Source organism: Microbacterium hydrocarbonoxydans (genome assembly GCF_000956475.1).
Classification (GTDB): domain Bacteria; phylum Actinomycetota; class Actinomycetes; order Actinomycetales; family Microbacteriaceae; genus Microbacterium; species Microbacterium hydrocarbonoxydans_A.
This window is the reverse complement of sequence record NZ_JYJB01000007.1, coordinates 354,414-380,944: the sequence shown is the minus strand read 5'-3', so window position 1 is coordinate 380,944 and position 26,531 is coordinate 354,414. Positions and strand designations below refer to the sequence as shown.

General features: G+C 69.5%; 11 protein-coding genes. 1 reads left to right on the top strand and 10 read right to left on the bottom strand.

The genetic code is table 11. From position 1 onward, the window contains the following. Positions 1–7: 7 nt before the first annotated feature. The 4 genes from RS84_RS06635 to RS84_RS06620 all read right to left on the bottom strand — a co-directional run bounded on the left by RS84_RS06635 (position 8) and on the right by RS84_RS06620 (position 8,884). Positions 8–5,920, bottom strand: a complete 5,913-nt coding sequence (locus tag RS84_RS06635) for an Ig-like domain-containing protein (RefSeq protein WP_052676249.1) — start codon at positions 5,918–5,920, stop codon at positions 8–10. After that, positions 5,920–7,047, bottom strand: coding sequence for a serine/threonine-protein kinase (locus tag RS84_RS06630; protein ID WP_235281406.1), 1,128 nt, complete (start codon positions 7,045–7,047; stop codon positions 5,920–5,922). The genes RS84_RS06635 and RS84_RS06630 overlap by 1 nt, the downstream gene beginning before the upstream one ends. 103 nt (positions 7,048–7,150) lie before the next feature. After that, positions 7,151–7,720, bottom strand: coding sequence for a DNA-3-methyladenine glycosylase I (locus RS84_RS06625; RefSeq protein WP_045256958.1), 570 nt, complete (start codon positions 7,718–7,720; stop codon positions 7,151–7,153). A gap of 123 nt (positions 7,721–7,843) precedes the next feature. Then, a complete protein-coding gene (locus tag RS84_RS06620; RefSeq protein ID WP_045256957.1) occupies positions 7,844–8,884 on the bottom strand; it encodes an NAD(P)-dependent alcohol dehydrogenase in 1,041 nt (346 codons plus the stop codon). 107 nt (positions 8,885–8,991) lie between these two features. Here RS84_RS06620 and RS84_RS06615 point away from each other — a divergent pair, with 107 nt between their 5' ends. Next, positions 8,992–10,014, top strand: coding sequence for a hypothetical protein (locus RS84_RS06615; protein ID WP_045256956.1), 1,023 nt, complete (start codon positions 8,992–8,994; stop codon positions 10,012–10,014). An 82-nt stretch (positions 10,015–10,096) separates the two neighbouring features. Here RS84_RS06615 and RS84_RS06610 read toward each other — a convergent pair whose 3' ends face one another. The 6 genes from RS84_RS06610 to RS84_RS06585 form a co-directional block, all read right to left on the bottom strand. Beyond that, a complete protein-coding gene (locus RS84_RS06610) occupies positions 10,097–12,139 on the bottom strand; it encodes an acyl-CoA dehydrogenase (protein WP_045256955.1) in 2,043 nt (680 codons plus the stop codon). A gap of 196 nt (positions 12,140–12,335) precedes the next feature. Then, complete coding sequence (locus tag RS84_RS06605) at positions 12,336–13,334, bottom strand: HTTM domain-containing protein (RefSeq protein WP_235281410.1); 999 nt, start codon at positions 13,332–13,334, stop codon at positions 12,336–12,338. Positions 13,335–13,501: 167 nt separating this feature from the next. Further along, a complete protein-coding gene (locus tag RS84_RS06600; protein ID WP_045256954.1) occupies positions 13,502–14,305 on the bottom strand; it encodes a DUF5819 family protein in 804 nt (267 codons plus the stop codon). Between the two features lie 77 nt (positions 14,306–14,382). Beyond that, positions 14,383–17,886, bottom strand: a complete 3,504-nt coding sequence (locus RS84_RS06595) for a choice-of-anchor G family protein (RefSeq protein WP_160298164.1) — start codon at positions 17,884–17,886, stop codon at positions 14,383–14,385. A gap of 259 nt (positions 17,887–18,145) precedes the next feature. Beyond that, on the bottom strand, positions 18,146–19,483 hold the full coding sequence (locus RS84_RS06590; RefSeq protein ID WP_235281405.1) for a copper amine oxidase: 1,338 nt from the start codon (positions 19,481–19,483) through the stop codon (positions 18,146–18,148). A 100-nt stretch (positions 19,484–19,583) separates the two neighbouring features. Then, positions 19,584–26,306 (bottom strand): hypothetical protein, encoded by a 6,723-nt coding sequence (locus tag RS84_RS06585; RefSeq protein WP_152641773.1) that lies wholly within the window; start codon positions 26,304–26,306, stop codon positions 19,584–19,586. Positions 26,307–26,531: the final 225 nt, after the last annotated feature.

The window sequence follows — 26,531 nt, the reverse complement described above, 5'->3', positions numbered from 1 at the left end:
TGCGCGCTCAGCACAGGTTCATCCGATGTGTGATGGTCGACAGGGTGTTGTAGGCGCCGGTGAAGTCGATCTTCACGTCGTAGACGCCGATGGTGTCGGGAACGGCGGTCTTCGAGAAGCTGTACGAGCCGCTGGCGGCCGCGGACACCTGCACCGCGCTCTGCTGGTTCGCGAGCGGCAGACAGGCGTCGAACGTCACCTTCACCGTGGTCGGCGCGGTCGCCGCCGTGATCGGGGCGGTCCCCGAGCACTTGTCCGGCTCGGAGATGTTGCAGGCCTTGACCGAGATCTGCCCCGGTGCCGAGTCGTATGAGAGCACGAAATCGGTGCGCCACGTGCCGTACAGGTAGTACCACGCCTGGAACTCCGGCTCAACAGTGGGCGACGGAGCCGACGCGAGGCCGTAGGTGTAGGTGCTGCCGCTCTGCTGAGGGGAGGTCGCGACGCTGTACGTGGTGTTGCCACCAGGGCCGTCGACGGAGACGAAGGTGAAGACGCTCGTCGTGTTGGACTCCCCCACGCCGAAGCCGTTCGAGACGCAGGCCTTGACGTTGTAGCGCTTGTACTGGTCGAGACCGCCGATCGACGGGGAGCTCGACGTGATGCCGCCGGAGACGATCAGACCGCCGTTGCCGTCGGCCGAGCAGCTCACGTTGCCCGAGCGCCACGCGACGTAGACCACGTTCAGCGCCTGCGTGCTGCCGTTGCCCTGCGCGGCGATGCCCGAGACGTTCACGGACGAGTTCGACACCGGAGTCGCGGTCGGCGAGCGCGGGTCGAAGTACGGCGCACCTGCGACCTGGACAGAGACGCTGAACGCCCCGCCCTCGTTCCCGATGTTGCCGGCCGGCGGCTGGAACTGGCTGATCGGCACGATCGTGACCGATTGCCCGCCCGGGCTCAGCACGATGTCTGCGGTGGTCGTCGGCCCCTGGCGCTGGATGACCTCGCCGGTCTCCTGCACACGGAACGACGCGGCGTCGTTCGACGAGTCGATCGTCAGGGCGGCCACGCCGCGCGTGGTGTCGGTGACGCCGGGACGGTAGACAGGCGTCGCCGTGACGTTCGACACCTCAGGCGGCGCGTACGCCCAGCTGGTGTGGGCGGAGGTCGCCGCGGAGGCGCCGACGGAGTTCACGGCGACCGCGGTGAAGCTGTGCGGCGCACCTGTCACGAGCCCGCTCACCGTGCAGCGATAGACGGCACCCGACGCCGAGCACGAGGCGTTGGCCGGGGCGCCGTCCTGCATGATCGTCACCGAGGTGACGGCGGGGTGCGCGTTCGCGGCCTCGCCAAGCGGCACTTCGAGCACGACGGTGCTGCGGGTGTAGCCGACGGTCGTCACGCTGGCGGGGGCCTGCGGGTAGCCCTGGAGGTCGAGCGTGAGGGTTCCGCTGCCGGTGCGACCCTGAGCATCCGCCACCACGAACGGGAAGATGCACTGGCCGCCGGGGGCCTTGCCGCCGCCCGGCCAGCTCACCGAGATCGCATGCTCACCCGAGACGGAGGCGGTCGCGACGTCGCAGCGCGATCCTTCGCCGAGTGAGACGAGGCTGAGTCCGGCACCGGGCTTGCCCTGGAACGGGTCGTACTCGCCCGCCACGCCGACGACCTCGATCGAGCAGTTCGCGCTCGTCACGACGCACTGACGCGTCAGCGTCGCGCCCCGAGGCGCATCGGGCGGGGCGATTCCGACGACGACGCGAAGGGATGCCGAGGCTCCCCCGAAGGCGGTCAGGTTCACGTCGATGTCCTCGCGCGTGCCGGGCTTCGCATCAGCGTTCGCCAGGATCGACACCGAGGAGCCGTTCTGCGTGACGGTGAAGGATGCGCCGGCGTAGACGACGCCGAAGTCGAGCGACTTCGGATCGCCTTCCCTGCCGCCCTCCCACGAGGTCATGGAGGAGTACAGGTCGACGGTCTCGGTCTCACCTGGTGCGACCGTGTGCGAGATCGACGTCAGGACGACCTGAGGGGCGGCGGGACGGATGCCGATCGGCACCTCCACCGACGACCAGCGCTGCTGGCCCTGCAGGCGCACCTGCACGAGGCACGTGTCCGCCCACGGGGCGTCGGCGCCGGCCGAGTACTTGACCGCTCCCTTCGTCTCTGCGGTGCAGCTGGCCGCGGCGCGCTGCACCGTGAACTCCCCTGTCGCGACCTCGATCCGATCGGACGAGGGAAGGTCGAGGAAGTCGATCACGTCGAAGGACTTGGACTTCTCCTCGTCGACGACCACGGGGGTGACCCCGGGCTTCAGCTGCACGCGCAGGTCGTCGAACGGCGGAATGCGCAGGAAGCCGTAGGCGACCACGTCGCGGCCGCCCTCGGCCGTGCCCGTCAGCTGGAACGGGATCAGTGCACCCTCGGCGGGCGCCTCGCCGATGATGCGCTTGCCGTTCACGCTGAAGCCGGGCTGATCGCCCCACAGGCTGAGCTTGAGGGAGTTCGTGTCGCCCGATGTCCACTGCACCCGGTCGCTGACGACGTCGATGCCGCCGTCGCCCAGCTCTCCCCTGGTGCGGGCGGTGAGCACGGTGTCGGTGACGGTCGGCTGATCGGTCACCGCGCCCTCCGTCACCGTGACGACCACGAGCCCCTGCGAGGTGCTCTGGGTGCGGGTCGAGCGCACCGTGTAGATGTACGAGTTGGTGCCCTCGGTGTCACCCGCACGCAGGACGACCCTGCCGTCGTCGAGCGAGGTGCTGTCGTCGATGAGAGCCTTGAGCCGCTCGAAGTCGGGGTTGCCCTCGACCTGAGGCGCGTTCGGCACGAGGTCGATCAGTTCGAGATCGCCCTGAGCCGGGTCCAGGTCGTTGGCGCGCGGATCGAGGATCACAGGCGTCGACGAGCCCGCCTGCACCCGCACGTAGTCGCTGTAGGTGACCGGCGCCGCGTCGTCGATCTTGCCGTCGAGCACGCCGATGCGCACCAGACCCGTCCCCTCTTCGCCCTGAGGATCGCGCACCGTGTAGCTGAAGGACACCTGGCCGCCCTCGACGCCTGCGGCGGGGGCGCGATACACGATCGCGTCGCCGGCGGCGTTCACGGTGGCGGTGCCCTGGCCCTTGCCGGGCTGGACGACGTCTGCGAGCACGATGCTGTCGCCGTCTGCATCCATCCCCGTCGTCGGCACCGTGAGCGTGACGGCCTGGCCGTTGAGCACGCGTCCCGTGAGAGTCGTGGGCGTGGGTGCGCGGTTCGTGCCGGGCGGGACCACGGTCACGGTCACAGTCCCGTTGTCGGAGAGCGAGGGATTGCGCTCGAGCGAGACGGCGTAGGTGAGGCGGTAGGTCCCCGGGGTGCTCGGGGCGAGGTAGCGCAGGCTGTTGCCGTCGGCGAAGACCAGCTCGTCGGGCTGGCCCGAGCCGGTGACCTCGGGGCGCACGATGAGCGCCTCGCCGCGAGGTGCGACGTCGTTCGCGGCGACATCGATGCGCGCGAGGGAGCCGGCGCGCACCGTGATCGCATCGGGGAAGATGATGGGTCGGGTGACGGATGACGGCGGCGCGAGGAAGACCGTCACGGTGCCCTTGACCGCAGCTCCGGCGCCGTCGGCGACCGTGACTCCGGCGGTTCCGATCACTCCCGACTCGCCGTCCTCGGTCGTGCCGCTGACGCGGATGCTCTCGTTGCCGACGATGCCGACGTTGAGACGCGGAGTCGAGCTCGACGCCTCGGAGATGATCAGCACTCGTCCGCTGGTGTTCTGCACCGCTCGCAGCACGTCGACCGTGGTGTCCTCGCCCTCGCGCACGAACGCCGTGAGCGGCGCCATCGCCAGCGCCGAGGAGCCGTCGACCGCGGTGATGCGGATGACGGCCGACTTCTCGGCCTGGGTCGTGACGTCCTGCGCGGTGTAGGTCACGACGTACTGCCCCGGCGCGGCGACCGTGATGTCGACGGTGCCCGCAGCGGTGTTCGGCGAGACCTCGAGACCTTCGGCGGCAGCGGCGGTCTGCACCGCGTCGAGCAGTCGATAGGTTCCCGACCCTCCGGACAGGTGGTCGGCGATGGCGATGGACTGGGGCTCATCGACCTTGACGGTGAGCGCGACGGGCGACGCGACCATCGTCGGGCTGCCGGTGACTCGCACCTCGAGAGTCTTCTCGGCCGTGGCTCCGTGCGAATCCTGCACGACGATCGTGATGGCGATCGCAGCGTCCGAGGCGTTGGGGTCGGTGTGGCGGATCGCCACGCGTCCGTCGGCCATCGGGACGACCATGACAGGGGCCGTGGAGTCGGTCTCATAGGCGTCGCTGAGCACGAACGGGTCGCCCTCGGGATCGACCCATCCCGCGAGCGCCGAGACGATCGTGCTGCCACCCGGCAGCAGCTGCGGCGCCGGCCACTCCTGCTGGCAGGCTTCGACCCCGCACCACACGGGTGCGGAGTTCACGTCGGGATCCACGACCGTGAGAGTGACGGTCGCAGGCTCGGAGACCGCGACTCCGTCGGTCACCGTATAGGTGAAGCTCGTCTGTCCGGATGCGGCGCGCACGTTCACCACGAGAGACTGGCCGTTGCCGACCAGCGACACGTCGCCGAACCCCGCGTCCGCGAGAGCTCCGACCGACGCGGGGTCGATCGTGAGAACGTCCTTCTTGTTCGGGTCGTGGTCGTTGAACAGCACCGGCAGGATCACCTGCTGACCGCTGCGCACGCCGAAGGAGTCGTCTACGGCGACCGGCGGGAGCTCTTCGGCGACGTCCTCGACGACGACAGTGCCCTCCTCCTGCTCCGTCTCGTCCTCGATCGCCCACTGCTCGAGCGGGATCAGGCGCCCTTCGGGGGCGGTCCAGATCAGGCCGGTGCCGGCTTCGACGAGCACGGCGCGATCCCCATTGCTCTGCAGCACAGGACGGATGGATGCCGATTCGAGCGCCGCATCCGGCACCGTCAGCGGCACCGTGTCGCCGTCGGCCCACAGGGTTCCCGAACCGGTGTCGATCCATGCCGCGAAGGTGTGATCGCCCATCACGACGGGAGCGGCGGGGACGCCCGTCGCCTCGGCGACACGCGTCGCCTTGCCTCCGGACAGCCGAACCGAGAGGAGTCCTTCGCCGTCGGCGATGAGCACCTCGTCGCCCGAGGCGGCGCCGCTCTGCAGCAGCGCGCCCTCGCCGAGATCGACACTCACCGGATCTCCCTGACCCGCGAGCCAGAGCCTGCCCTTGTCTGTCTGAAGGAGGGCCCAGCTGTCGCCGACCACGGTCATGGCGAGGCCCGCCGTGCTCTTGGGGGCGGAGGAGATCTTGTCGCCGTCACCGAGGAAGCGGTGCTCTGTGACGTCGAAACGGCGCACGGCCGACTCCTCGGAGGAGTACATCACGAGAAGGCCGTCGGGCGAGAGCCCGATCGCGTCGGCCGTGTACGTGGGCTTCTCCTCGCCCTTCTTGACCTCGACGTCGGCGAACGGATCGACGAGAGCCGTGGCGGCCTTGGCCTCGAGAGTCGTGACCGACACCTGACCCGTGTCGGTGCGGTACGCGACGTAGGGGCCTGCCGAGACGATGTCACGGGTTCCGACGGGCGTGGGCTGCGAGGCCAACGGCGCACCCTCCTCACCCGAGTCGGACAGGAGGTCCTGCGGGTCGGCCGGGTCGAGGTCCCATCGCTGCCGCGAACCCTGGCTGAAGAGCACGGCATCCGCCCCGCTCTGCCAGACGTGCTCGGGCGAATCCACATCGCGCACCGTGTCGATCTCGGCGAGGTCGGTGTTCACGCGGGCGTACTGACCAGAGTCGCGCATGACCCACACCGACGACTCCAGCCGCGGAACCTCCTGCGCCTGGTAGCCCTGAGCCGTGACCGCGAACGTGACGACGGCCGCAAGTGCCGCGATTCCGGAGACGGCGGCGATCAGCCTGCCGCGCGAACGGGGCCGGGTCTCGGACGCGGTGCGATCGCCGATCGGCATCAGATCACCCCTGTCATCATGAGCACGGCCACGCCGCCTGCGGCGAGCACCGCCATGCCGATCCCGGCGCCGATCAGGCCTGCTGCGAGCGGAGAGCGCTGCCGTGAAGGAGCCGGCAGCTCCTCGCGCTCACGCGGGCTGCGATCCTGACGGGCAGCGCGCACGGCGCGGCGCCCTCCTTCGTCGACCGTGGTCACCACGGGGCCGCGCGGCGCCGCATCGGAGAAGTTGACGGGCGCGGCGGCCGCCCACTCCGCCGAAGCAGCTTCGAATGCGGTGGGAGCCGTTCCCATGTCGTACTGCGCCCAGCGCAGCCGCTCGGCGAACTCCGCCATCGACGAGAAGCGGCGGGCGGGGTCGCGCTGCATGGCCGTCGAGAGCACCTCGTCGATCGCACGGGGGAAGCCGGGCACCGGCACCGGCGTGTAGTGCGCCTTCACGATGCGACGGGTGAGCTGGGCGCGGGAGTTCGCGGAGCGGTCGTCGCTCTCGAAGGGCGTGCGTCCCGCGAACAGGGTGTACAGGGTGGCGGCGAGGCTCCACACCTCGCTGGCGACCGAGCCCGAGACGCGCTCCTGCAGCACCTCGGGGGCGCTCCACGGCACCGACATCGCGATGATCTCGGGGTCGCCCTCGTCGACAACAGCGGCCGCGATGCCGAAGTCGGCGAGCACAGGCGAGCCCAGCGAGCTCATCAGCACGTTGGAGGGCTTGATGTCGCGGTGCAGCAGGCCCGCGCGGTGCACGGTCTCGAGCGCGCCCGCGATGCGCACGCCGGCGTCGAGCACTTCGGCGACCGGCAGCGGCCCCTTCTTGTAGCGCGTGCCCATGTTGTCGGGGCAGTACTCCATGGCGATGTAGGGCCGACCGTCGGAGGAGATCGAAGCCTGGTAGATCGTCACGATCGCCGGGTGGGCGCTCAGTCGGGCCGAGATGTCGGCCTCGACATTGAAGTTGCGCAGCACCTCGGGGTTCACGGCATCCGCGAGCAGCACCTTGACCGCCGCCACCCGGCGAGGAAGATCCTGCTCGTACAGGAAGACGTCGGCGAAGCCGCCTGAGCCGAGCGGGCGCACATAGCTGTACCCGGCGAGCACCGGTGGTGCCGACATGGTGCGCTTGGCCACTGCGATTCCCCTCGAATTCGATCACGGCGAGAGGCGCATCGAACCGATAGCGCAGTTCCCCCACCGGGGATTATATCCGGGGAGCGATGCCGTCTTTGAGCGCTCAGGCGCGCCAGCACCCCTCGACGTGGTCGTCGACCATTCCGGCGGACTGCATCAGCGCGTACATCGTGGTCGCACCGACGAAGCGGAACCCTCGTCTGCGCAGCTCCTTGCTCATCGCGGTCGACTCGGGGGTGACGGCAGGAACGTCGGCCAGGCGCCGAGGACGGATGCCGGATGCCGGCGGCGCGAACGACCACATCAGCTCGTCGAGCTCGCCCTCGGCCATCTCTCTCACGATGCGGGCGTTGCCGATCGTGGCCTCGATCTTGGCGCGGTTGCGGATGATGCCGGCATCCGCCATCAGGCGCTCGACGTCGGCCTCACCGAACTCCGCGACGATGTCGGGGGCGAAGCCGGCGAACACCTCCCGGAACCGCGGGCGCTTGCGCAGGATCGTGATCCAGCTGAGGCCGGCCTGGAACCCCTCGAGCGCCATCTTCTCGAACAGCGCCCTGTTGCCGTGCAGCGGGGTGCCCCACTCCTCGTCGTGGTAACGGCGATACTCGGCGTCGTCGCCGACCCACGCGCAGCGCGCGGTGTCGTCGGGTCCGGTGATCAGGGAGGTCATCCGTTCAGGCTAGCGACCCCCTCCGACGTCGCCGCCGCCTGGGCCCCTGAGCCGGGCCCACGCGCCCCGAGGCTCCCGGCGACGCGAAGCGGCGGCGGGAGTGGGCGTGGGGAGCGAAGGCCCTCAGATCGTGGAGGCGTCGATCACGAAGCGGTAGCGCACGTCGGAGGCGAGAACCCGGTCGTAGGCGGCGTTGATCTCGGATGCAGGGATCACCTCGATCTCCGCTCCGATCCCGTGCTCGGCGCAGAAGTCGAGCATCTCCTGGGTCTGGGCGATCCCGCCGATGTTGGAGCCGGAGATCGACTTGTTGCCGCCGATCAGCGATCCGACGTTCAGGCCGAGCTGCTCAGGAGGCAGTCCGACGCAGACCAGGGCGCCGTCGACGTCGAGCAGGCCGAGGTACGCGCGCAGATCGATCGCCGCGCTCACGGTGTTCAGGATGACGTCGAACGAACCGCGCAGGTCCTTGAAGGTCGCGGGGTCGCTCGTGGCGAAGTAGTGGTCGGCACCGAGACGGATGCCGTCGTCCTTCTTGCTCAGGGTCTGCGAAAGGACGGTGACCTCGGCGCCCAGTGCGTGCGCGATCTGCACGCCCATGTGGCCGAGCCCGCCCATGCCCACGACGGCGACCCGGCTCCCGGGTCCGACATTCCCGCGACGCAGTGGCGAGTAGGTGGTGATGCCGGCGCAGAGAAGGGGCGCGGCCTTGTCGAGAGGCAGGGCCTCCGGGATGCGCACGGCGAAGCCCTCCGTGACGACGACCTGCTCCGAGTAGCCGCCCTGGGTCACGGTGCCGTCGCGGTCGGTGCTGCCGTAGGTGAAGACGGCGCCGTTGACGCAGAACTGCTCCTCGCCGCGCAGGCAGCTGCGGCATTCGCCACACGAGTTCACCAGACACCCGACGCCGACGCGATCACCGACGCGGTGCCTCGTCACGGCGTCGCCGACCGCTGCGACCGTTCCGGCGATCTCGTGCCCTGGTGCGAGCGGGTAGCGCTGCGGACCCCAGTCGCCGCGCACGGTGTGGATGTCGGAGTGGCAGATGCCGGCGAAGGCGATGTCGATGAGGATGTCGTTCGGGCCGAGTTCCCGACGCTCGATCACCGTCTTCTCGAGCGGGGCGGCTTCACGGGGGGCTGCGTAGGCGTTGACGCGGGTCATCTGCTCCTCTTTCGGGTGGCGTGCCTTCCTATTCTTCCTGCTCATGGCGGGTTCCGGCGCAGCCCGGCGCCCGATACCGTGGCTGTACGACTCTGGAGGGAAGTCCCATGCGCTCATCGACCGTGCCCGCACGGATCATCACCGCTCTGATCGGCGTCGTCGTCACGCCGATCGCACTCGGATTGCTGAGCTCGGGGGGACTGATCTGGTATCAGACGTTCACCCGCTACGGCGGTTTCGACGGCACGCTGCTCGTCGGACCGACCGCGCTCCAAATAGCGGGGATCGCCCTGCTGGTCGTGGTCGTCCTGACGGGCTTGTGGAGCTCGGCTGGTCTCCTCGCCGCCGGCGCGCTCTCGGTGATCGCCCTGGTCTTCGCGCTGTTCCCTTCGATCACCGTGTCGGCCTACCAGCTGCCGGTTCCGCGCGAATGGATCGACGGCGCTTATTACGGACTGCCGACCGCCCTCTTGCCGGTTCTCGGCGGCATGGGCCTCGCCCTGTGGTTCGCCCGCCATCGCCCGAGCCGGTCTGCCGCGCTGCACGTCATCGGATTCTTCGCGACACCCGTGCTGCTGCTCGCGGGGGCGTGGCTGGTGATCCTCAGCATCGCCCGCTTCCTGACATCGATGCAGCGGTTCGAGCTCAGCCCGGCGCCCGATGCGCTGGGCCTGCTGCTCGGCGGGATCGTGCTGCTGCTCGCCGGGCTCTTCTTCACGCGATGGTCGCCGTTCGCACTGCTGCTGCCCGCGCTCTTCGTCATCATCATCACGCCGCTCCTGTTCACGCCGGGCAGCGCGCTCTTCAACGTCGTGTATCCGATCGATCGCGATGCCGCCCTCGGCCTCCTCGGCATCGTCGGGACGGGCACGGGCGTGGCGGCGGCGGTCCTGTACATCGCATACACCCTCGTGATGGTGCGCACGAGAGCGCGAGCGGCGCGGTTTCCGGCGACGGTGCACCCGGGGTTCGCGGGCCCTGAGGAGGGTTTTCGCGCCGGCGTCGCCCCCGGCGGGATGTATCCCGGCGGTGCGTATCCCGGCGGCGCGCACGCGGACGGCGACCAGTACGCCTCTGCGTCCCCGGAGAACCAGCCTCCGGCGCCGCCCGTTCCCCCTGCCAACGGGTGACGGCCTGAAACGGATCCGGCGCCTGCCGACGGAAACCGCGAGGGCTTCCGGCGACAGGCGCCAGATCGACGGCTGACTCGGGTCAGCGTTTCTTGGCCGCCTTGAGGGCCTTCTCGTTGATCGGGGCGTTCCCGGATGCCGTGAGCTCGGCGTAGTACGCACGGGCCTCGTCCTGCCGGGCCTTCTCCGCGCCGCTCGCGATGGGCGCGCGCAGGTGCTCCTGCTCGTAGCCGAACGCGTCGACGAGGTCGAGTGCATGCGGGCGCAGCCGCGCGCACAGGCGGTCGATGTAGCTCGACACGGCGGCGGCGCGCTGCGTCGACAGGCGGCCGTTGATCAGATACCAGGCGAGGTGCTTCTCGATCAGCTGCAGACCGAAGAGGTCGCGCAGCCAGGTCAGCACCTTCTTGGTCTCAGCGTCCGTCGCGCGATTCACGCCGTCGGTGAACGCCTCCCACTGGAGCAACTCACCGTGCGCGCGTGCGGCCTCGATGAGCTCGGCCTGGTTCTCGTTGAACAGGCGAGCACCGAGTTCCTTGTCCTTGCCCGCGGCACGCAGGCGGCCGGCGATATCGGCGATCATCTGCTGCACTCGACCGGTGAGAAGCTCGTGCTGCTGCTCCTCGCGCAGTCCGTTCTCGACCGCGCGAGCCGTGGAGCCGAGATCCGCGACCGCCTGGCCGAGCTGCCGGAGACCCGCGCCGTGGAACACCTTGCCCGCGGTCTGCCCGACGGCGAACTTCGCGAGAGCCGCGGCATCCTTGCCCTTGAACTGCGCCGCGTAATCGGTGAGCAGGCGCTTGCCGACCAGTTGCAGCAGGACGTTGTTGTCGCCCTCGAAGGTGACATAGATGTCGAGGTCTGCGCGCAGACCCACCAGGCGGTTCTCGAACATGAACCCCGCGCCACCGCAGGCCTCGCGAGCCTCCTGCAGGGTGTCGAGGGCATGCCAGGTCGACAGCGGCTTGAGGGCGGCGGCGAGCGTCTCGAGGTCTTCGCGGTCGTCCGGGGTGTCGGTGCGTCCCGAGAAGACGCCGTCGAACTTCTGCAGGAACTCGTCGTGCGCGAAGATCTGCGCGTACGTCGTTGCCAGGCGGGGCAGCAGGCGACGCTGGTGCTTGCCGTAGTCGAGCAGCACGACCTCCTGGCCGTCGGCTCCGCCGAACTGGCGACGCTCGGTGGCGTAGGTGATCGCGATCTTCAGGCCGAGGGCCGAGGCCCAGGAGGCTGCGCCGTCGAGCGACACCCGGCCCTGCACGAGCGTGCCGAGCATCGTGAAGAAGCGGCGGCCGGGGCTGTCGATCGGGCTCGTGTACGTGCCGTCGGGGGCGACGTCGCCGTAGCGGTTGAGCAGATTCGTGCGCGGGATGCGCACGTGGTCGAAGCTCAAGCGGCCATTGTCGATGCCGTTGAGACCGCCCTTGAGGCCGTCGTCCTCACGTCTGATCCCTGGAAGGTCGGCGCCGTCGTCGCCGCGCAGGGGCACGTAGAAGCAGTGCACGCCGTGGTTCACGCCGTTCGTGATCAGCTGGGCGAAGACCGTCGCGGCGACACCGTGCAGAGCGGCGTTGCCGAGGTACTCCTTGGTCGCCGCGCGGAACGGCGTGTGGATCACGAACTCCGAGGTGCTCGGGTCGTAGGTCGCGGTGGTCCCGACGGATGCGACGTCGGAGCCGTGGCCGATCTCGGTCATCGCGAACGCGCCGGGGATCTCGAGGCTCATGATGCCGGGGAGCCACTTGTCGTGGTGTTCGGCGGTTCCGAGCTGCAGCACGGCTGAGCCGAACAGCCCCCACTGCACCCCCGACTTGATCTGCAGGCTCGGGTCGGCGACCACGAGCTCCTCGAAGCCGGCGATGTTGCCGCCGTTGTTCTCCTCGCCGCCGAGACGCTTCGGGAACGCCCGGTGCACGGCCTTGTTCTCGACCAGGAGGTGCAGCTGGCTGAGCACGCGCTCGCGGTGCTCGTCCTTGCCGAGGTCGTCCTTGCGCCAGAACGCCGGGTCCTTGATCATCTCGCGCGCCTGCCGACGCGTGTCGGCCCAGGTGCCCATCAGGAGCTGGTTGATCTGCTCCACATCGAGCTGCGGATTCTTCACATCGGGCACAGTGGCGACGTCGACCATGGCGTTCCTCTCAAAGGACTAGGAGTACGTCAATGGTAGGTCTGCGACAACGGGGGAAGAACTCGTCTATAGCATCCGTACAATCCCGATCCGCCCTCGCTCCCGTGCGCGTTGTCACCGCTCCACAGTCGCCCGTCGTTCGCTGCTCACGCACCGCCTCGGCGTGCGTGGTCAAGAACACTCAGGGCGAGGGGAGCTAGGCGAGGGTCGAGGTGCGCGGTGGTGGTGCCGTCTTCGCCGCGTTCCAGCGCTTCACGACCCCGGCGCTCAGGCGCTGCCAGGTGCGGTCACGGATGAAGATCGAATCGATCGCGATCATCGTGAGCGAGAACCAGGGCAGGCCCATCAGCACGGCGATGCCGATGTGGAACGAGAGGATGCCGACGAGCGCGATGAGCCGCGTGGGTCGCGTGAGCAGTGCGAGCGGGAACGCCACCTGCAGCAGGATGGATCCCCAGCTGAAGAGCACCACCATGGGACCCCAGGTCGTGACGAGATCGCTCAGCACCGGCCAGGTGCCGAACCGCATGGTGTGCAGCGGGTTGTAGACCGCGTAGCCCTGCTCCCACGGAGCGCCGCCGGCCTTGAACAGCGCACCCGACGCGTACACGAAGCACACCTGCGCGGTCAGCGCCACCAGCGCGAGGTTGTGGAACACCGTGCCGAGCAGCGCGGGCTGGCTGCCGGGGGCGAACCACTCCCCGCTCTCCGCGCGACGACGGGCGTCGAGCGACCAGCGCGCGGCCGGGTCTGCGAAGAACAGCAGCAGCAGGGCGATGCGGAACATGTTGTCGCCCTGGTCGCCGACCATGTCGTTGGCCTCGATGAAGCCCACCCACATGCAGAAGAAGATCGGCAGCACGATGCGGAACCGCCAGCCCAGCACGAAGAGCACCGCGAGCGCAGCCAGCAGCACATACAGGGCGGTGTAGAGGACGTCGTTGCCCATGGCTGCGTGGAAGGCGCTGAAGATCCAGATCTTCGGGAAGTCGCTGATCGGCTCCGCCATCTCGCCGTTCCACGCGGACCCCGCGCCGAACGTGTAGAGCCGCGTGCCGAAGTTCGACGCCAGCAGTCCGAGCGCCGTGACGCCGAAAAGGATGCGGGTGACGGCGAGCCCGTAGAGCGCCTTCTTGCCGCCGAACAGCCAGTCGAACACGAACGCCGAGATCCGGTCGACGGCCGACAGGACCATGTTCCAGAAGCCGGTGATCATCGAGGCGGCGAAGGTCAGCAGGCGCGCGGGCAGCGACGCCTGCGGGGTCTCGGGCTCGGGTGCAGGCGTCTTCTTCGGAGCGGATGCCGTCGTCGCCGACTTCTTGGGCGCAGCATCCGCCTTCTTCTTGGTGTCGGGCGCGACGGTCACTGCTGGGTCCTCTCGAACTGTGCGCGGAAGACATCGGCGAAGTCCTCGCGGCTCTGCCCCTTCTCTTCGAGCGGCAGTCGCCAGCCCGTCGTGGAGAAGGTGGGGTCTGGTCGCTGCGCGTTGGGGTTGTTGCGCTCGGCGAAGGGCACCACGTTCTGCCGGCTCACCCGGTACTGCACCTTGACGACGGCATCCGTTCCCCAGATCGCGTAGGCGACCTGTGTGGCGTACGCGGTGGCGAGGTGCTCGGCCTGCATGTACTTCGTGGTGTCGGGGTTGTCGGCGCCCTCGAGCTTGTCGAAGGAGCGGACCATCCAGTCCTCCCAGTCGTCCTCGGCGAAGTCCAGCGCGGCGACCGCCTGCTGTTCGCCGTTGAGGTCGTTGTACGCGTTCATCTGCTTGCTCGCGACCTCGCTGGACTGGATGCCGGCGCGCGGCGGGAAGAGGTTGTAGCGGATCATCGAGAGCTCGACATCGGTCGCACTGACCCAGCCGGTCTCGGTCTCCTCGCCGTCCTTCTCGATGACGGCGCGGACGTTGAAGTGGTAGTCGCCGTTGATCGGCTCGGGTGCGAAAACGCTCCACGACTGCCCGAACATGGGGAGCATGTAGCTGGCGAGCACGTTCTGCGTGGGGATCTCGCGCAGTGCCGAGTACGGCGCGATCCACAGGAAAGAGGCGCCGACGTGCCACAGCGTCAGCAGGCACGCGGCGAATGCGATGAGCTTCACCCACCAGGTAGGCCGCGGTCGGGCGGCGACGGTCGCGTCGCTCTGCACCGGTTCAGTGTTCGTGCTCATCGAAAGGTCCTTCTCATCACTGAAGGCCGGGGCCGCCCTGAACGGGCGACCCCGACCTCTGTCAGCGTCTTGCGTGCTTACTCTGCGGCGATCGTCTCACGCTTGGAGCGTGCGACCAGCGCCGTGCCGAGACCGAACATCAGGAGCAGGGCTCCGAGAACGATCCAGCCGTTAGGCGCGGTACCACCGGTGGTGGCGAGGCCCTTGGCCACGACCTGGAACGTACCCGCGACACTGCCCGACTCTGCGCCGGTCAGGGTGACGGTGTGCGTGCCGAGGTCGGTGCCTGCGGGGATCGCCCAGGTGAAGGTGACGGTTCCCTCTGCGTTTGCGACCTGGGTGCCCAGGGCCAGCGGGTCGGAGTTCATCACACCGGTGACGACCTCGCCCGGCTTGAAGCCCGTGCCGACAGCGGTCTGCTGCTGGCCGCGCTCCAGGACCGGAACCTTCACCGTGATGCCGAGCTTGCCCGTCGGGTTCGCGTTCGCCGAGGCGGATGCGGTGGCCGAGGCAGTCGCGGTCGAGGTGGCGGACGCCGTGGCCGAAGCCGTGGCGTCAGCTGCGGCAGTAGCCGAGGCGTTCACCGAAGCATCCGCGTTGGCTGCGTTCGACGCGGCCGCCGAGGCATTCGCGTTCGCCTGGGCAGTCGCTGCCTGCGAGCTGTCGGCCTCAGCCGACGACTGCGCAGCAGCTGCAGCACGGGCGTTCGACTCGCTCGTCGCGTCGGTGGACGCCTGGGCGGATGCCTCTGCTTGAGCGGCGACTGCCGCCGCTGCTTCCGCGTTCGCCGTCGCCGCAGCCGAAGCCGCAGTGTTCGAGTCAGCGTCCACCGTGGCTGCAGCAATCGCAGCCGCCTGAGCCGCCGCATTGTTATCGTTGTCCGCCTGAGCAGACGCCGCAGCCGAAGCCGAGGCGTTGGTGTTGGCCTCGGCCGTGGCGGTCGCCGTCGCACTCGGGTCAGCCGTCGCAGTGGCGGACGAGGTGGCGCTTCCCACTGCGTCGGCCGACGCGGTGGTCGATGCATCCGAGATGGCAGCAGCCTGCGATGCCGTCGACGCGTTGGTGTTCGGATCGCCTGTAGTCGATCCGGCAGCGTTCACGTTCGACGATGCATCAGCCAGGGCAGCGGCCTGTGCAGCCGCGGCAGCGTTCGCATTCGACGCCGAGGTGGCATCGGCAGTCGCAGCAGTGGATGCGGTCGCGTTCGCGGCGACCTGCGCAGCAGCGTTGGCCGCTGCGGTCGCTGCCGCGCTAGTCGACGCGTCAGCGTCGGAGTACGCGGCTGCCTGAGCCGCGGCCTGTGCCACGACGTCGTTGGACGCGTCGGCGTTCGCAGACGCGGATGCCGAAGCTGCCGCGTTGGCGTTGGTCGATGCTTCGCTCGATGCCTGCGTCGACGCGTCGGCCGTGGCCGCCGACTGCGAGGCCACCGACGAGTTGGCGTTGGCCGCCGTCGACGCGCTCGAGTCAGCAGTCGCGGTCGACGAGTTGTCCGCCTGTGCCGCAGCCTGAGCAGCGACCGCTGCCGAGGCGTTGACGTCGGCGTCAGCCGTGGTCGATGCCTGCGACGAAGCCGTCACCGTGGCGGCTGCAACCGCGGCGGCCTCAGCGTCGGCGGTGGCCGCAGCAGAGGCGATCGAGGTTGCGTCGGAGAACGCCGCTGCCTCAGCGGCTGCCTGAGCGGACGGGTCACCGTCGGCGGTCGCGTCAGCCGACGCGGATGCCGAGGCCGCCGCGTTGGTGTTGACGTCGCCGCCGCCACCGGCCGTGATCGACACGGTGTCGGTCGCGATGTTCTGCGGGTCCTGGTTGTCGACCGCGGTCAGCACGTAGCCCGTGCCCACCGGGGTGTTCGCCGGGATGCCGTAGACAGTGCCTGCGGGGAAGCCGCCGGTGCCGGTCACGGTGACGGTCACGGGAGTGCCGATCGTGTCGTTCGCAGCGTTACGCAGCGTCAGAGTGACCGTGGATCCGGGCACCCAGTCGGCGCCGGTCACGGGCAGGCTGGCGCCGGCCTGGACCGGGTCCTGAGCGTCGACCGTCGGGTCGACCGCTGCGACCTCGGCCGCACGCACCGTCGAGGAGGCGAGGTCGAGGTTCAGAGCACCGAGACCGGGCAGCAGCTCGAGGCTGATCGCGTTGACCGTGAACGACTCAGCGCCGAGGAGGCCCGGCGTCGGCTGCTCGTTGATCGTGATCTCGACGACCTCGTTCAGAGCGTCGAACAGCGGGCTCAGCGCGGTCACGACCGGGTTGATGATCGCGTCGATCGCCGGGGCGAGACCACTGGTCACCGTGGTGAGCAGCGTGCCGATGACGGGCGACAGGGTGCTGGTCAGCAGGTTGATCACCGGGGTGGTGACGAGGCTGAGCACTCCGCCGAGGTCGATTCCTGCCAGGTTTCCGTCGACGCCCACGACGGGTGCGCCGGGGATGGCGCCCGTGAGCTGGCCGAGCTTCGCGTCGATCGTGATGTCCACATCGGCGTTGAGCACGACGGCAGCCGTGACGTGAGCACCCAGGGCGATGTGCACCTGGAGGTTGTTGATCAGGTCGGTGACGACGGTCGTGACCTTGGTGGTCAGCGTGCCGAGAGCCGCCGAGACGGCCGAGGTGATGGCCGTGATCGTCGTGTCGTCGAGGACGAGCGTGTTCGGGTCGAGGCCGTTGAGGTCGGTCGCACCCGGGCCGTTCACGATCTTCGCGAGGTCGACCGAGACGAGCCCGTTCGCGAGATCGATCGACACGATGCCGTTCGGGTCCGCGAGGGGCTCGGTGATGAGCGTGTTCGTCGCGGCCGTGATCGCGGCATCGAGACCGTCGATCGAGATCGTGCCGCCGCCGACCTGCACCTGCAGGACAGCAGGGATGCCGAGGTCGAGGTCGACTGCGCTGACCACGGAGTCGAGGACTCCCCCGGTCCCGACGGCCGCATCGAGGGTGTCGCCCACGCCGCCGAGCACGCCGCCGAGCGAAGTCGCGACCGTGCCGACCAGAGGGCTCGAGACATTGAGCTCGAGGTCCGCGACCGCGTACTGCGAATCGAACGCGACGTCGGAGGTCGAGCCGGTGGCAGTCGCCGTGGAGGCGATGGCGCCGAGCTCGAGGCCGAGGTTGTCGACGACCTGGTCGGTGATGCCTGCGACGCCGAGCTGGTCGAGCACGTCGGTCAGATTGACCTTCGCGTTGCCGTAGGCGCCCGGGTTGTTGACGTCAGTGGCGATCGCGCCGTCGGCGGTGACCGCGCCGGCGCTCGCGGTCGATGTGTTCGCCGTCGGCGAGCCGGCGAAGGAGCTGAGCGCCCCCAGCTCGCCGAGATCGAGCAGCCCGGTGCCCGCAGGGCCCGAGATCAGGGGCAGCTGCAGGCCGCCGCCGAGGTCGACCGTCAGCCCCTGCAGGAGCGAGACGTTGAGCGGCGTGACCTTCGGTCCGATGTCGCTCGGGTTCCCGCTGAGGGCCTGAGAAACGTCAAGAATGTCTCCGCCGAGCAGTTCCGTGCGGATGACCTGGCCGAGCGCCTCGGAATCATCCGCCGGCGCTGCGGTGGCGCCCATCGGCACCAACGCGCTGGTGAGAATCACAGCGCCCGCGGTGACCGCGGCGATGCTCCCACCTATTGCTCTGCGTTGCTGCAGAGTCTTCCCCTCAAACAATTTCATTTGCCTCTCCCGTGTGATGCGGACTTCGTTCGCGTCACGCGGCCCTCCCCAGGCGCCGACTAGGAGTCGGCAGAGCGCATGTCATGCCAGTATGTCGGTATTTACACGGCGGTGTCCAGCCAACACTCAGATTCGCCGCAACTCCGTAGCGAATCGCAACATATCTCGGCAGCAGGCCTGCTCAGTCCTCGTAGCCCTGCTCGTCGAGCCACTCGTCACTCGGCACGCCGTTGAGCTCCTCATGCCCCTCCGGCACATCGAATCTCTGCGCCGTGAGGTCGCGCGGCAGCAGGGTGAACCCCTGCCAGTGCATCTCCATGGGCGACTGATCCTCGTCTCGCGGCACGTGGTGGAAGCCGACCGCCACCCACGAGACCACGTCGTCGAGCGTCTGCCCCGCACCGCGCTGCACGAAATCGAGCACACCGTCGCCGCATCCGAGCTTCGCGTTGCGGGTCGCGTAGAGCTGGCAGTCGTCAGCGTTCGTGAAGGCGACGTCGTAGCCGGCATCCGCTCCGTGCTCATGGTCCTCGACGAAGGTGAACGAGTCGCTGCGCTCGAGGTCGATCTGGTACGAGATCGGATGCCCGTCGTCGTTGAGCGCACCGGGCGCGAGCACCCGCCACCAGCGCCGGTCGACCCATTCCGCCGTCGCGGGATTCGGCAGAGGAGTGGTCGTCCCCTGCAGAACCGGAGACTGCGGACCGTCTTCCCCCGTCGGCGCGGCGTCGTACTGCTCGACGGTCATGCTCCCGTCTCCCCCCAGCGCCCAATGCACCCGCCAGACCGCGTTGTGCGAGTGGCTGGCGGCGTGGTCGTGATCGCCCTCTCCGACCGACGACCCGTGATCCTCGTCGGTGTAGTCGAAGGGCGAGAGATCACCCGTCGCGCCCAGGCGCACGCCGATCGAGCCGTCGGCGCCGAACACGTACTGCGTGACGTACTCGTACCATCCGACCCTCGACACGGTCGAGAGCTGCCAGTTCTCGGTGCGCGCGACGGCCGGCGACACGAGCTCGCTCGAGTGATAGGCGAGCCCGCCGTCGACGACCTCGGAGCAGAGCACCTCCCGGTTGCGTGTCTTGCCGTAGGTGCCGTCGCCGACGTCGGGGATGTCGGCGGCGAGGCGATCGCCGATGCACGACTCCTTCTCGAGGGTCTTCATCTTCGTGCCGCCGAAGCCGGACTCGCTGATGTCGCTGGTGAGACGCTCGCCCGTGTCGTAGGGCACCTCGAGCTGGGAGATCGCGATCGACGAGATGACGCTGATCGGCTCGGCGCCGGGAGGAGCGATGTGCACGTCAGACAGGACGAGACCGAAATCGGGATCCACCGACCAGCACATCGACCACGTCGCTCCGCTGGACAGGGTCTTGGCGAGCTCCTGCCCGTCGGCGCAGTCGAGATCGGCGACGGCGGACGGATGAGGTGAGGGTGAGGAGGCGGCGTCCGGCCCGGCATCCGTGCACGCGGCGAGCGCGAGCATCCCGCCCATCGCCACGACGGCCGTCCACTGCACGCGCCTTCTCATCGCTCTCCCCCGGACAGACATCTATATATGTGTACGCAAAGAATGGTGGCGACCCGGCAAGCGGGCCGCCACCATCCTTTCCTTCCTGTTACAGCTGGTCGGTCACCACGCCGCGTCGGCGCATGATGGCGAACGAGGCGCCGAGCGCGATGAGGATGATCGCCAGCGGCACGTAGACCCCGGGCTCACCACCCGTCGTCGCCAGGCCGCCGCCGGTGGAGGTGATCGCCAGGTTGACGGATGCCGCGTTGCCGGCGCCGTCCGTCGCGACGATCTTGTAGGTGCCAGGAGCGGTTCCTGCGGGGATCTTCACGGAGACCGTGAAGCCGCAGTTCGCGCCGACCGGAACCGAGAGCGCCGAGGCCAGCACGGCCTTGCCGCTCGCGTCGTACAGCTGCACGGTCGCCGTGCCGCCGGCTGCGAAGCCGGTTCCCGTCACCGTCACCGTGGAGCCGGCCGTAGCCGAAGTCGGGTTGACCGTGATGGCCGGGTTCATGCAGACCGCGGTCGCGGCTACGACCGTCAGCGGGGCCTCGAGCTCGGCGCCGTTCGTGTCAGCGGCCGTGATCGAGTACTCGCCGGGCGTGGCAGATGCCGGAACAGGAACCGCGGTTCCTGCAGGCACGGCGCCTGCGCCGTCAGCGTCGGTGACCACGGGGTCGCCCACCGGGTCTCCGCCGTCGTCGAGCAGCATCAGCGTGATCTCGGAGTTCGGCACCCAGCCGTCGGACGTGATCGCGGACGTTCCGCCGGCCGGAACCGGAGAGACGGCCAGCAGTCGCGGAGCGTAGACGGCGACCGGGGCGGATGCCTCGTCGTCACCTTCACCCGTGCCGACGATGGAGTACGTGCCCGCCGTGGCGTCAGCCGGGATCGGGACGGTGGTGCCTGCGGGAATGCTGCCATCGCCGCCTGCGGTCACCTCCACCGGAGCACCGACCGGGTCGCCTGCCGGGTTCGTGAGCTGGATGCTCACGGACTCGGTCGGGTCCCAGCCGCTGGAGGTCACCGTCGACGTGCCGCCGGCCGGAACCGGAGACGTCGCCGTCAGCGTCGGAGCGGTGCCCGCCGCCTCGACCTCGACCGGTGCCGAGACCTCCGCGCCGTTCTCGTCCGTGCCGACCACCGAGTAGGCGCCTGCGACTGCGTCAGCGGGAACGGGGACGGTGGTGGCCGCGGGAATCGCACCCGTGCCGTCCGTCGTCACGTCCACCGGGGCGCCCACAGGCGCTCCGCCGCCGTCGGTCAGCTGCAGCGACACCGCCGAGTTCGGCTGCCAGCCCGCCGACGTCACCGTCGTCGCGCCGCCCGCCGTGACCGGAGAGGTCGCGCTGATCGTCGGGGCGTAGATGGCGAGCGGGGCCGAGACCACCGTGTCACCATCCGTTCCCACGATCGTGTAGTCGCCCGCCGTGGCGTCGGCCGGAACCGGGACCGTGGTGCCGTCGGGGACGTTGCCGTCGCCGTCCGTCGTCACGACCACCGGGTCGCCCACCGGGTTGCCGTCCCCGTCGGTCAGCTGAAGCGTGACCTCGGTGTTCGGCTCCCAGCCGCCGGACTCGATGTCCGACTCGCCGCCGGCAGGAACCGGAGACGAAGCGGTCAGGACCGGAGCGTTGGCCGCCACGACCTCGATCACGTCGGAGGCCTGCGCCTCGTTCGCGTCGGTGCCGATCACCTCGTAGTCCGTTCCCGCCGGGGTGCCGGCCGGGACGGTCAGCGTGGTGGCGGCCGGGATCGCACCCGTGCCGTCGGCGGTGACATCCACCGGAGCGCCCACCGGGGCGCCGGCGCCGTCCGTCAGCTGCAGAGTCACAGCCGAGTTGGGCAGCCAGCCCGTCGACGTCACCGTGGTGGTGCCGCCGGCGGTGACCGGAGAGGTGGCGGAGAGCACCGGAGCGTAGACCGCCAGCGGGGCGGATGCCACGTTGCCGAACTCGTCCAGGGCATCGACCGTGTAGTCGCCGGCGGTCGCGTCATCCGGGATCGGCACCGCGGTGCCGGTCGGAAGAGCACCCGTGGCGTCGACGGTGACGGGCACCGGGTCACCGACGGGGGTGCCGCCGCTCTTCAGCTGGAGGGTGACATCGGATGCCGGAACCCAGCCTGTGGAGGTGATGACGGTCTCGCCGCCGGCCGGAGCCGGAGAGGTCGCCGACATCGTCGGGGTGAGAACCGCCGCGGTGACCTCGAGCGGTGCCGAGACCTCCATGCCGTTCTCATCCGTCGCGACCACCGAGTAGTCGGCGCCTGGTGCCGCCGTCAGCGGCACCGGCACTGTCGTGTCGGCCGGGACGCTGCCGTCCGCGCCGGTCGTGACGTCGACCGGGGCGCCCACGGGAGCGTCTGCGCCATCGGTGAGCTGGAGGCTCACCGTGGTCGCGGGCACCCAGCCGGCGGAGGTGACCGTGGTCTCGCCACCGGCCGCAACCGGAGACGTCGCCGTGATCGTCGGGTCGATCGCCGTCGGGTCGACCGTCACGGGATCGGTGATCTCCGCGCCGTTGTCGTCCGTTCCGACGATCTCGTAGTCGCCGGGCTCGGCGTCAGCGGGGATCGGGACGCAGGTGTCGGCGGGGACGTTGCCTGCGGCATCCGTCGTCACCGTCACCGGCGCGCCGACGGGGTTTCCGTCAGCATCCCTCAGCTGCAGCGTGACCTGCGAGTTCGGCAGCCAGCCGCCCGACGTGACGAGCGAGCAGTAGCCGGGAGCCACAGGAGACTCCGCGTCCAGCGTCGGAGCGTAGACGGCGAGCGGGGCCGAGATCTCGACGTCGTCTGCATCCGTGGCGACCACCGTGTAGGGGCCCGCCGCGGCGTCAGCCGGAACCGGAACCGTGGTGTCGACCGGGAACGAGCCCGTGCCGTCGGTCGTGACCGGGATCGGGTCGCCCACCGGAGCGCCGGCGCCGTCGGTCAGCTGAAGCGTGACCGGGGCGTTCGGGTTCCAGCCGTCGGACGTCACCGTGGTCTCACCGCCGGCCGGAACCGGAGACGTCGCCGCGATCGTCGGGTTGATGCCCGCCGCCGTCACCTCGACGGTGTCGGACACCGTCACCGTGCCGTCGGTCGCGTCGACCGCGTAGTCCGTGCCGGGCGTCGTGCCCGCCGGGACCGGAACGGTCGTGCCCGCCGGGATCACACCCATGCCGTCTGCGACCACGTTCACCGGAGCCCCGAGCGGCGCGCCAGCGCCGTCCGTCAGCTGCAGAGCCACAGGCGAGTTCGGCTGCCAGCCCGACGACGTGACCGCGGTGGTGCCGCCGGCCGGAACCGGAGACGCCGCGTCGATGACCGGCGCGTACACCGTCACCGGGGCGGATGCCTCGTTGCCTGCCAGGTCGGTGCCCACGACCGTGTAGTCGCCGCCCACCGCGTCAGCGGGAACCGGAACCGTGCTGCCGGTGGGGATGTCGCCATCGCCATCGGTCATCACGGGCACCGGAGCACCCACATCCGCACCCGCAGGGTCCTGCAGCTGCAGGCTCACCTGCGAACCGGGAACCCAGCCACCCGAGGTCACGGTGGTGGAGCCGCCGGCCGGAACCGGAGACGTCGCCGTGAGCGTCGGGCTGATCACCGCGGCGGTCACCTCGACCGGAGCGGTGGCCTCGGCGCCTGCGGCGTCGGCGCCCACGACCGAGTAGTCGGTGCCGGGGGTGGTCGTCAGCGGAACCGGGATCGTCGTACCGGGAGGCACTGCACCCGTGGTGTCGGTGGTGACGGGCACCGGAGCGCCGACGGGGTTGCCGTCGCCGTCGGTGAACTGCAGCTCCACTGCGGAGTTCGGCAGCCAGCCGGACGACGTCACCGTCGTCGAGCCGCCGGCCGGGACCGGGGAGGATGCCGTGAGCACCGGTGCGTAGACGGCGAGCGGCGCCGAAGCGTTGTTGCCGTCTGTGTCGGTGCCGACGACCGTGTAGTCACCGGCCGGGGATCCGTCCGGAACCGTCAGCGTCGTGCCTGCCGGAACCGCACCGGCGGCGTCAGTGGTGACATCCGCCGGGGTGCCGACGTCGGAGCCGTCAGGAGCCTGCAGCTGCAGGGTGACCAGCGATGCCGGGTTCCACCCGTCGGACGTCACCGTGGTGGTGCCGCCGGCGGGAACCGGAGACGTGACCGTCAGAGTCGGCGTGAGCGCGTCAGCCGCGACGGTCACCGCGTCGGTGACCTCCGCGCCGTTGGCGTCGGAGCCGACGACCTGGTAGTCGCCGTCAGGCGTTCCTGCCGGGATCGTGAGGCAGGTGCCTGCCGGCACGACGCCCGCAGCATCCGTCGTCACGGGCAGGGCCGCGCCGATGGCCGTACCGCCGCCGTCGGTCAGCTGGAAGGAGACCGGCGAGTTCGGGAGCCAGCCGCTCGAGGTGATCGCCGTGCAGGCGCCGGGTGCGACCGGGGACTGCGCGTCGAGCGTCGGAGCGTAGACCGCGAGCGGAGCCGTCGCGTTGTTGCCATCGACGTCCGTGCCCACGACCGTGTAGTCGCCTGCCGGCGAGCCGGCAGGAACGGGAACCGTGGTGCCCGTGGGGACGTCGCCGTCGGCGTCGGTCATGACCGGCACCGGAGCGCCGACCGGGTCACCGGCCGGGTCGGTCAGCTGGAAGGAGACCGAGGAGCTCGGGTTCCAGCCGGTGGAGGTCACCGTGGTCTCGCCGCCGGCGGGAGCCGGAGACGTGACCGAGAGGGTCGGAGTGAGAGCCCCGATCTCGACCGTGACCGTGTCGGTGATCTCGGCGCCGTTCGCGTCGGTGCCGACGACCGTGTAGTCACCCTCGGGCGTGCCCGCCGGGATGGTCAGGCAGGTGCCCGCGGGAAGGTTGCCCGTCGCGTCGGAGGTCACAGGCAGGGGAGCACCCACGGCCGTGCCGGTCGAGTCCTGCAGCTGCAGGGTGACGGGGGTGTTCGGCAGCCAGCCGCCCGAGGTGATCGCCGTGCAGTCACCCGGTGCGACCGGGGACTGCGCATCGAGCGTCGGCGCGTAGACGGTCACCGGAGCGGTCACCTGGACGCCGCCCGGGCCCGTTCCGACGACCGTGTAGTCACCGGCGGTCGCGTCTGCCGGGATCGGCAGGGCGGTGGCGGCCGGGATGCAGCCGGTGGCGTCGGCGGTCGCGGACAGCGGGGTGCCGACCGCGCCAGCGGCATTCGTCAGCTGGAACGAGATCGCCGCGTTCGGCGCCCAGCCGCACGAGGTCAGCGTCGTCGAGCCGCCGGCCGGAGCCGGGGACGTCGCCGTCAGAGCCGGTGCGGCGAGGTTGCAGGCGTCGGTGCGGACGCCGGCGTTGCCGACGTTGAACCGAGCGAGGCCTCCCACGACGCCGATGCTGAGTGCCGAGACTTCAAGACCCGAGGTGAGCGGGGTCCCGCCTCCTGCTGGCGTACAGGTCTCGGTGACCTGGTGGTTCAACTGCGCCGAGAACACGTTGTTCGCGATCAGATCCAGGAACGGATCGACCGCGGCCCTGACCGGCACCGTGATGAGGTCGGTCTTGATCAGCGTGAACGCGTCGTACAGAGGGTTGTTGCCGTCGGCGATGATCGGGCCGAGCGTCGCCGCTGCGACGCCGGCTGCGGCACGCGCCGTGGCGACCAGCGGGCAGGTGACGAAGTCGAACGCGGCCGGGGTGCAGAACGGGTTGGTGATGGCGCCCGTGAGGTCCATGGTCCATCCGGCCGTGGTGCCGGTGGCCGCCGTGACCGCGACGTTGATCTTCATCGCCTTCAGCGAGTTGACCGCAGCGTCCGTCGCGACCTCGAGCACCTTCTCGATGACGTCGTGGACGCTCGATGCGATGAACGGGTACGTCGTGCTGTCGATCAGCTCGGTGTTCGGGTCCTGGTTGTTGATGCCGATCGGGCGGTTCGGGATCACGCCGTCGTCGTTGCCGCCGAGGCGGCCGACGTCGATCGTGATCGTTCCAGCGCCGATGTCGATCGTCGCGAGTCCGTCGTCCGTCGAGATGGGTGAGAGCACGACCGCGTTGAGCACGTCCTGGGTCAGAGTCGTCTGGACCGTCGTGTTGACCGTCATGCCCGGAAGCAGAGCGCCGAGACCGAGCGTCGTGTTGACGAGGCTCACCACGTTCTGCTCGAGGGTGCCGGTCGCGGTGCTCACGCCGGCTGCCGCCTGCTCGATCACGGGCGAGTGGATGACGATCTTCGCGTCGCCGACCCGGTACTGGCCGAGCCCGCCGACGCCATCGGGGTCCTGCAGGACGCCGTCGATGGCCTGCGCCCAGGCACCACCCAGACCGAATGAGAAGTCGGCCCGATCGATCGCGAGATCGGTCACGCCGTCGACTCCCGCCGCGCTGAACAGCGACAGCAGATCGATGTCTGCAGTGCCGAAGTCGGCATCCGCTCCGTCGAGGGTGAGTCCGCCGTCGCCGCCTGCGATGCCGGAGATGCCCTGGCCGTTGCGCGCGTCGGTTGCGGTCGACTCGCTGAGCAGGACCCCCGCCTGCCCGAAGTCGATGAACTGGTCGAGGGGAATGCTGATGCCGGGGCCGAAGTCGACGATCTCGCCGCCGAGGATCGAACCTGCGAACGGCTTGCGCACCGGCCCAGGAGCGCTGGTCGATCCGGCGTGCGAATCTGCAAGGGCGAGCACGTCCGAGCCGCCGAGAACGACCTCCGCGATGCTGGCCTCAGCCTCCGTCGGGTCGGTCGGATAGGTGTCGAGTCCTGCCGCGGAGGCGGCGCTCGACGCGAACAGTACTCCTACGATGCCGAAGGCCACACCGGAGACGAGTTGCGGCAGCCGAAGCCGCCCTGCCCTTCTCCGGTCGACGCTTCCTTGATGTTCACGCATGAACATTCCCTCCTCATCCGATTACGCATGAGGCGAGCTCCCCCCCAGGAGCCAGCGATGTCGCTGACGGGATCCCTCCCTTACGAGGGAGTCTGAGCGCACCCTGAGAGCGCGTCAAGAGGCAACATTCAGATATATCGGCGAACATCCAGGAAAGCGGTGTTCCGAAGTATTGGAAAACCCGCGCTGACAGATGTTTTCGCGAATGCTCGCCCGCACGTGTTT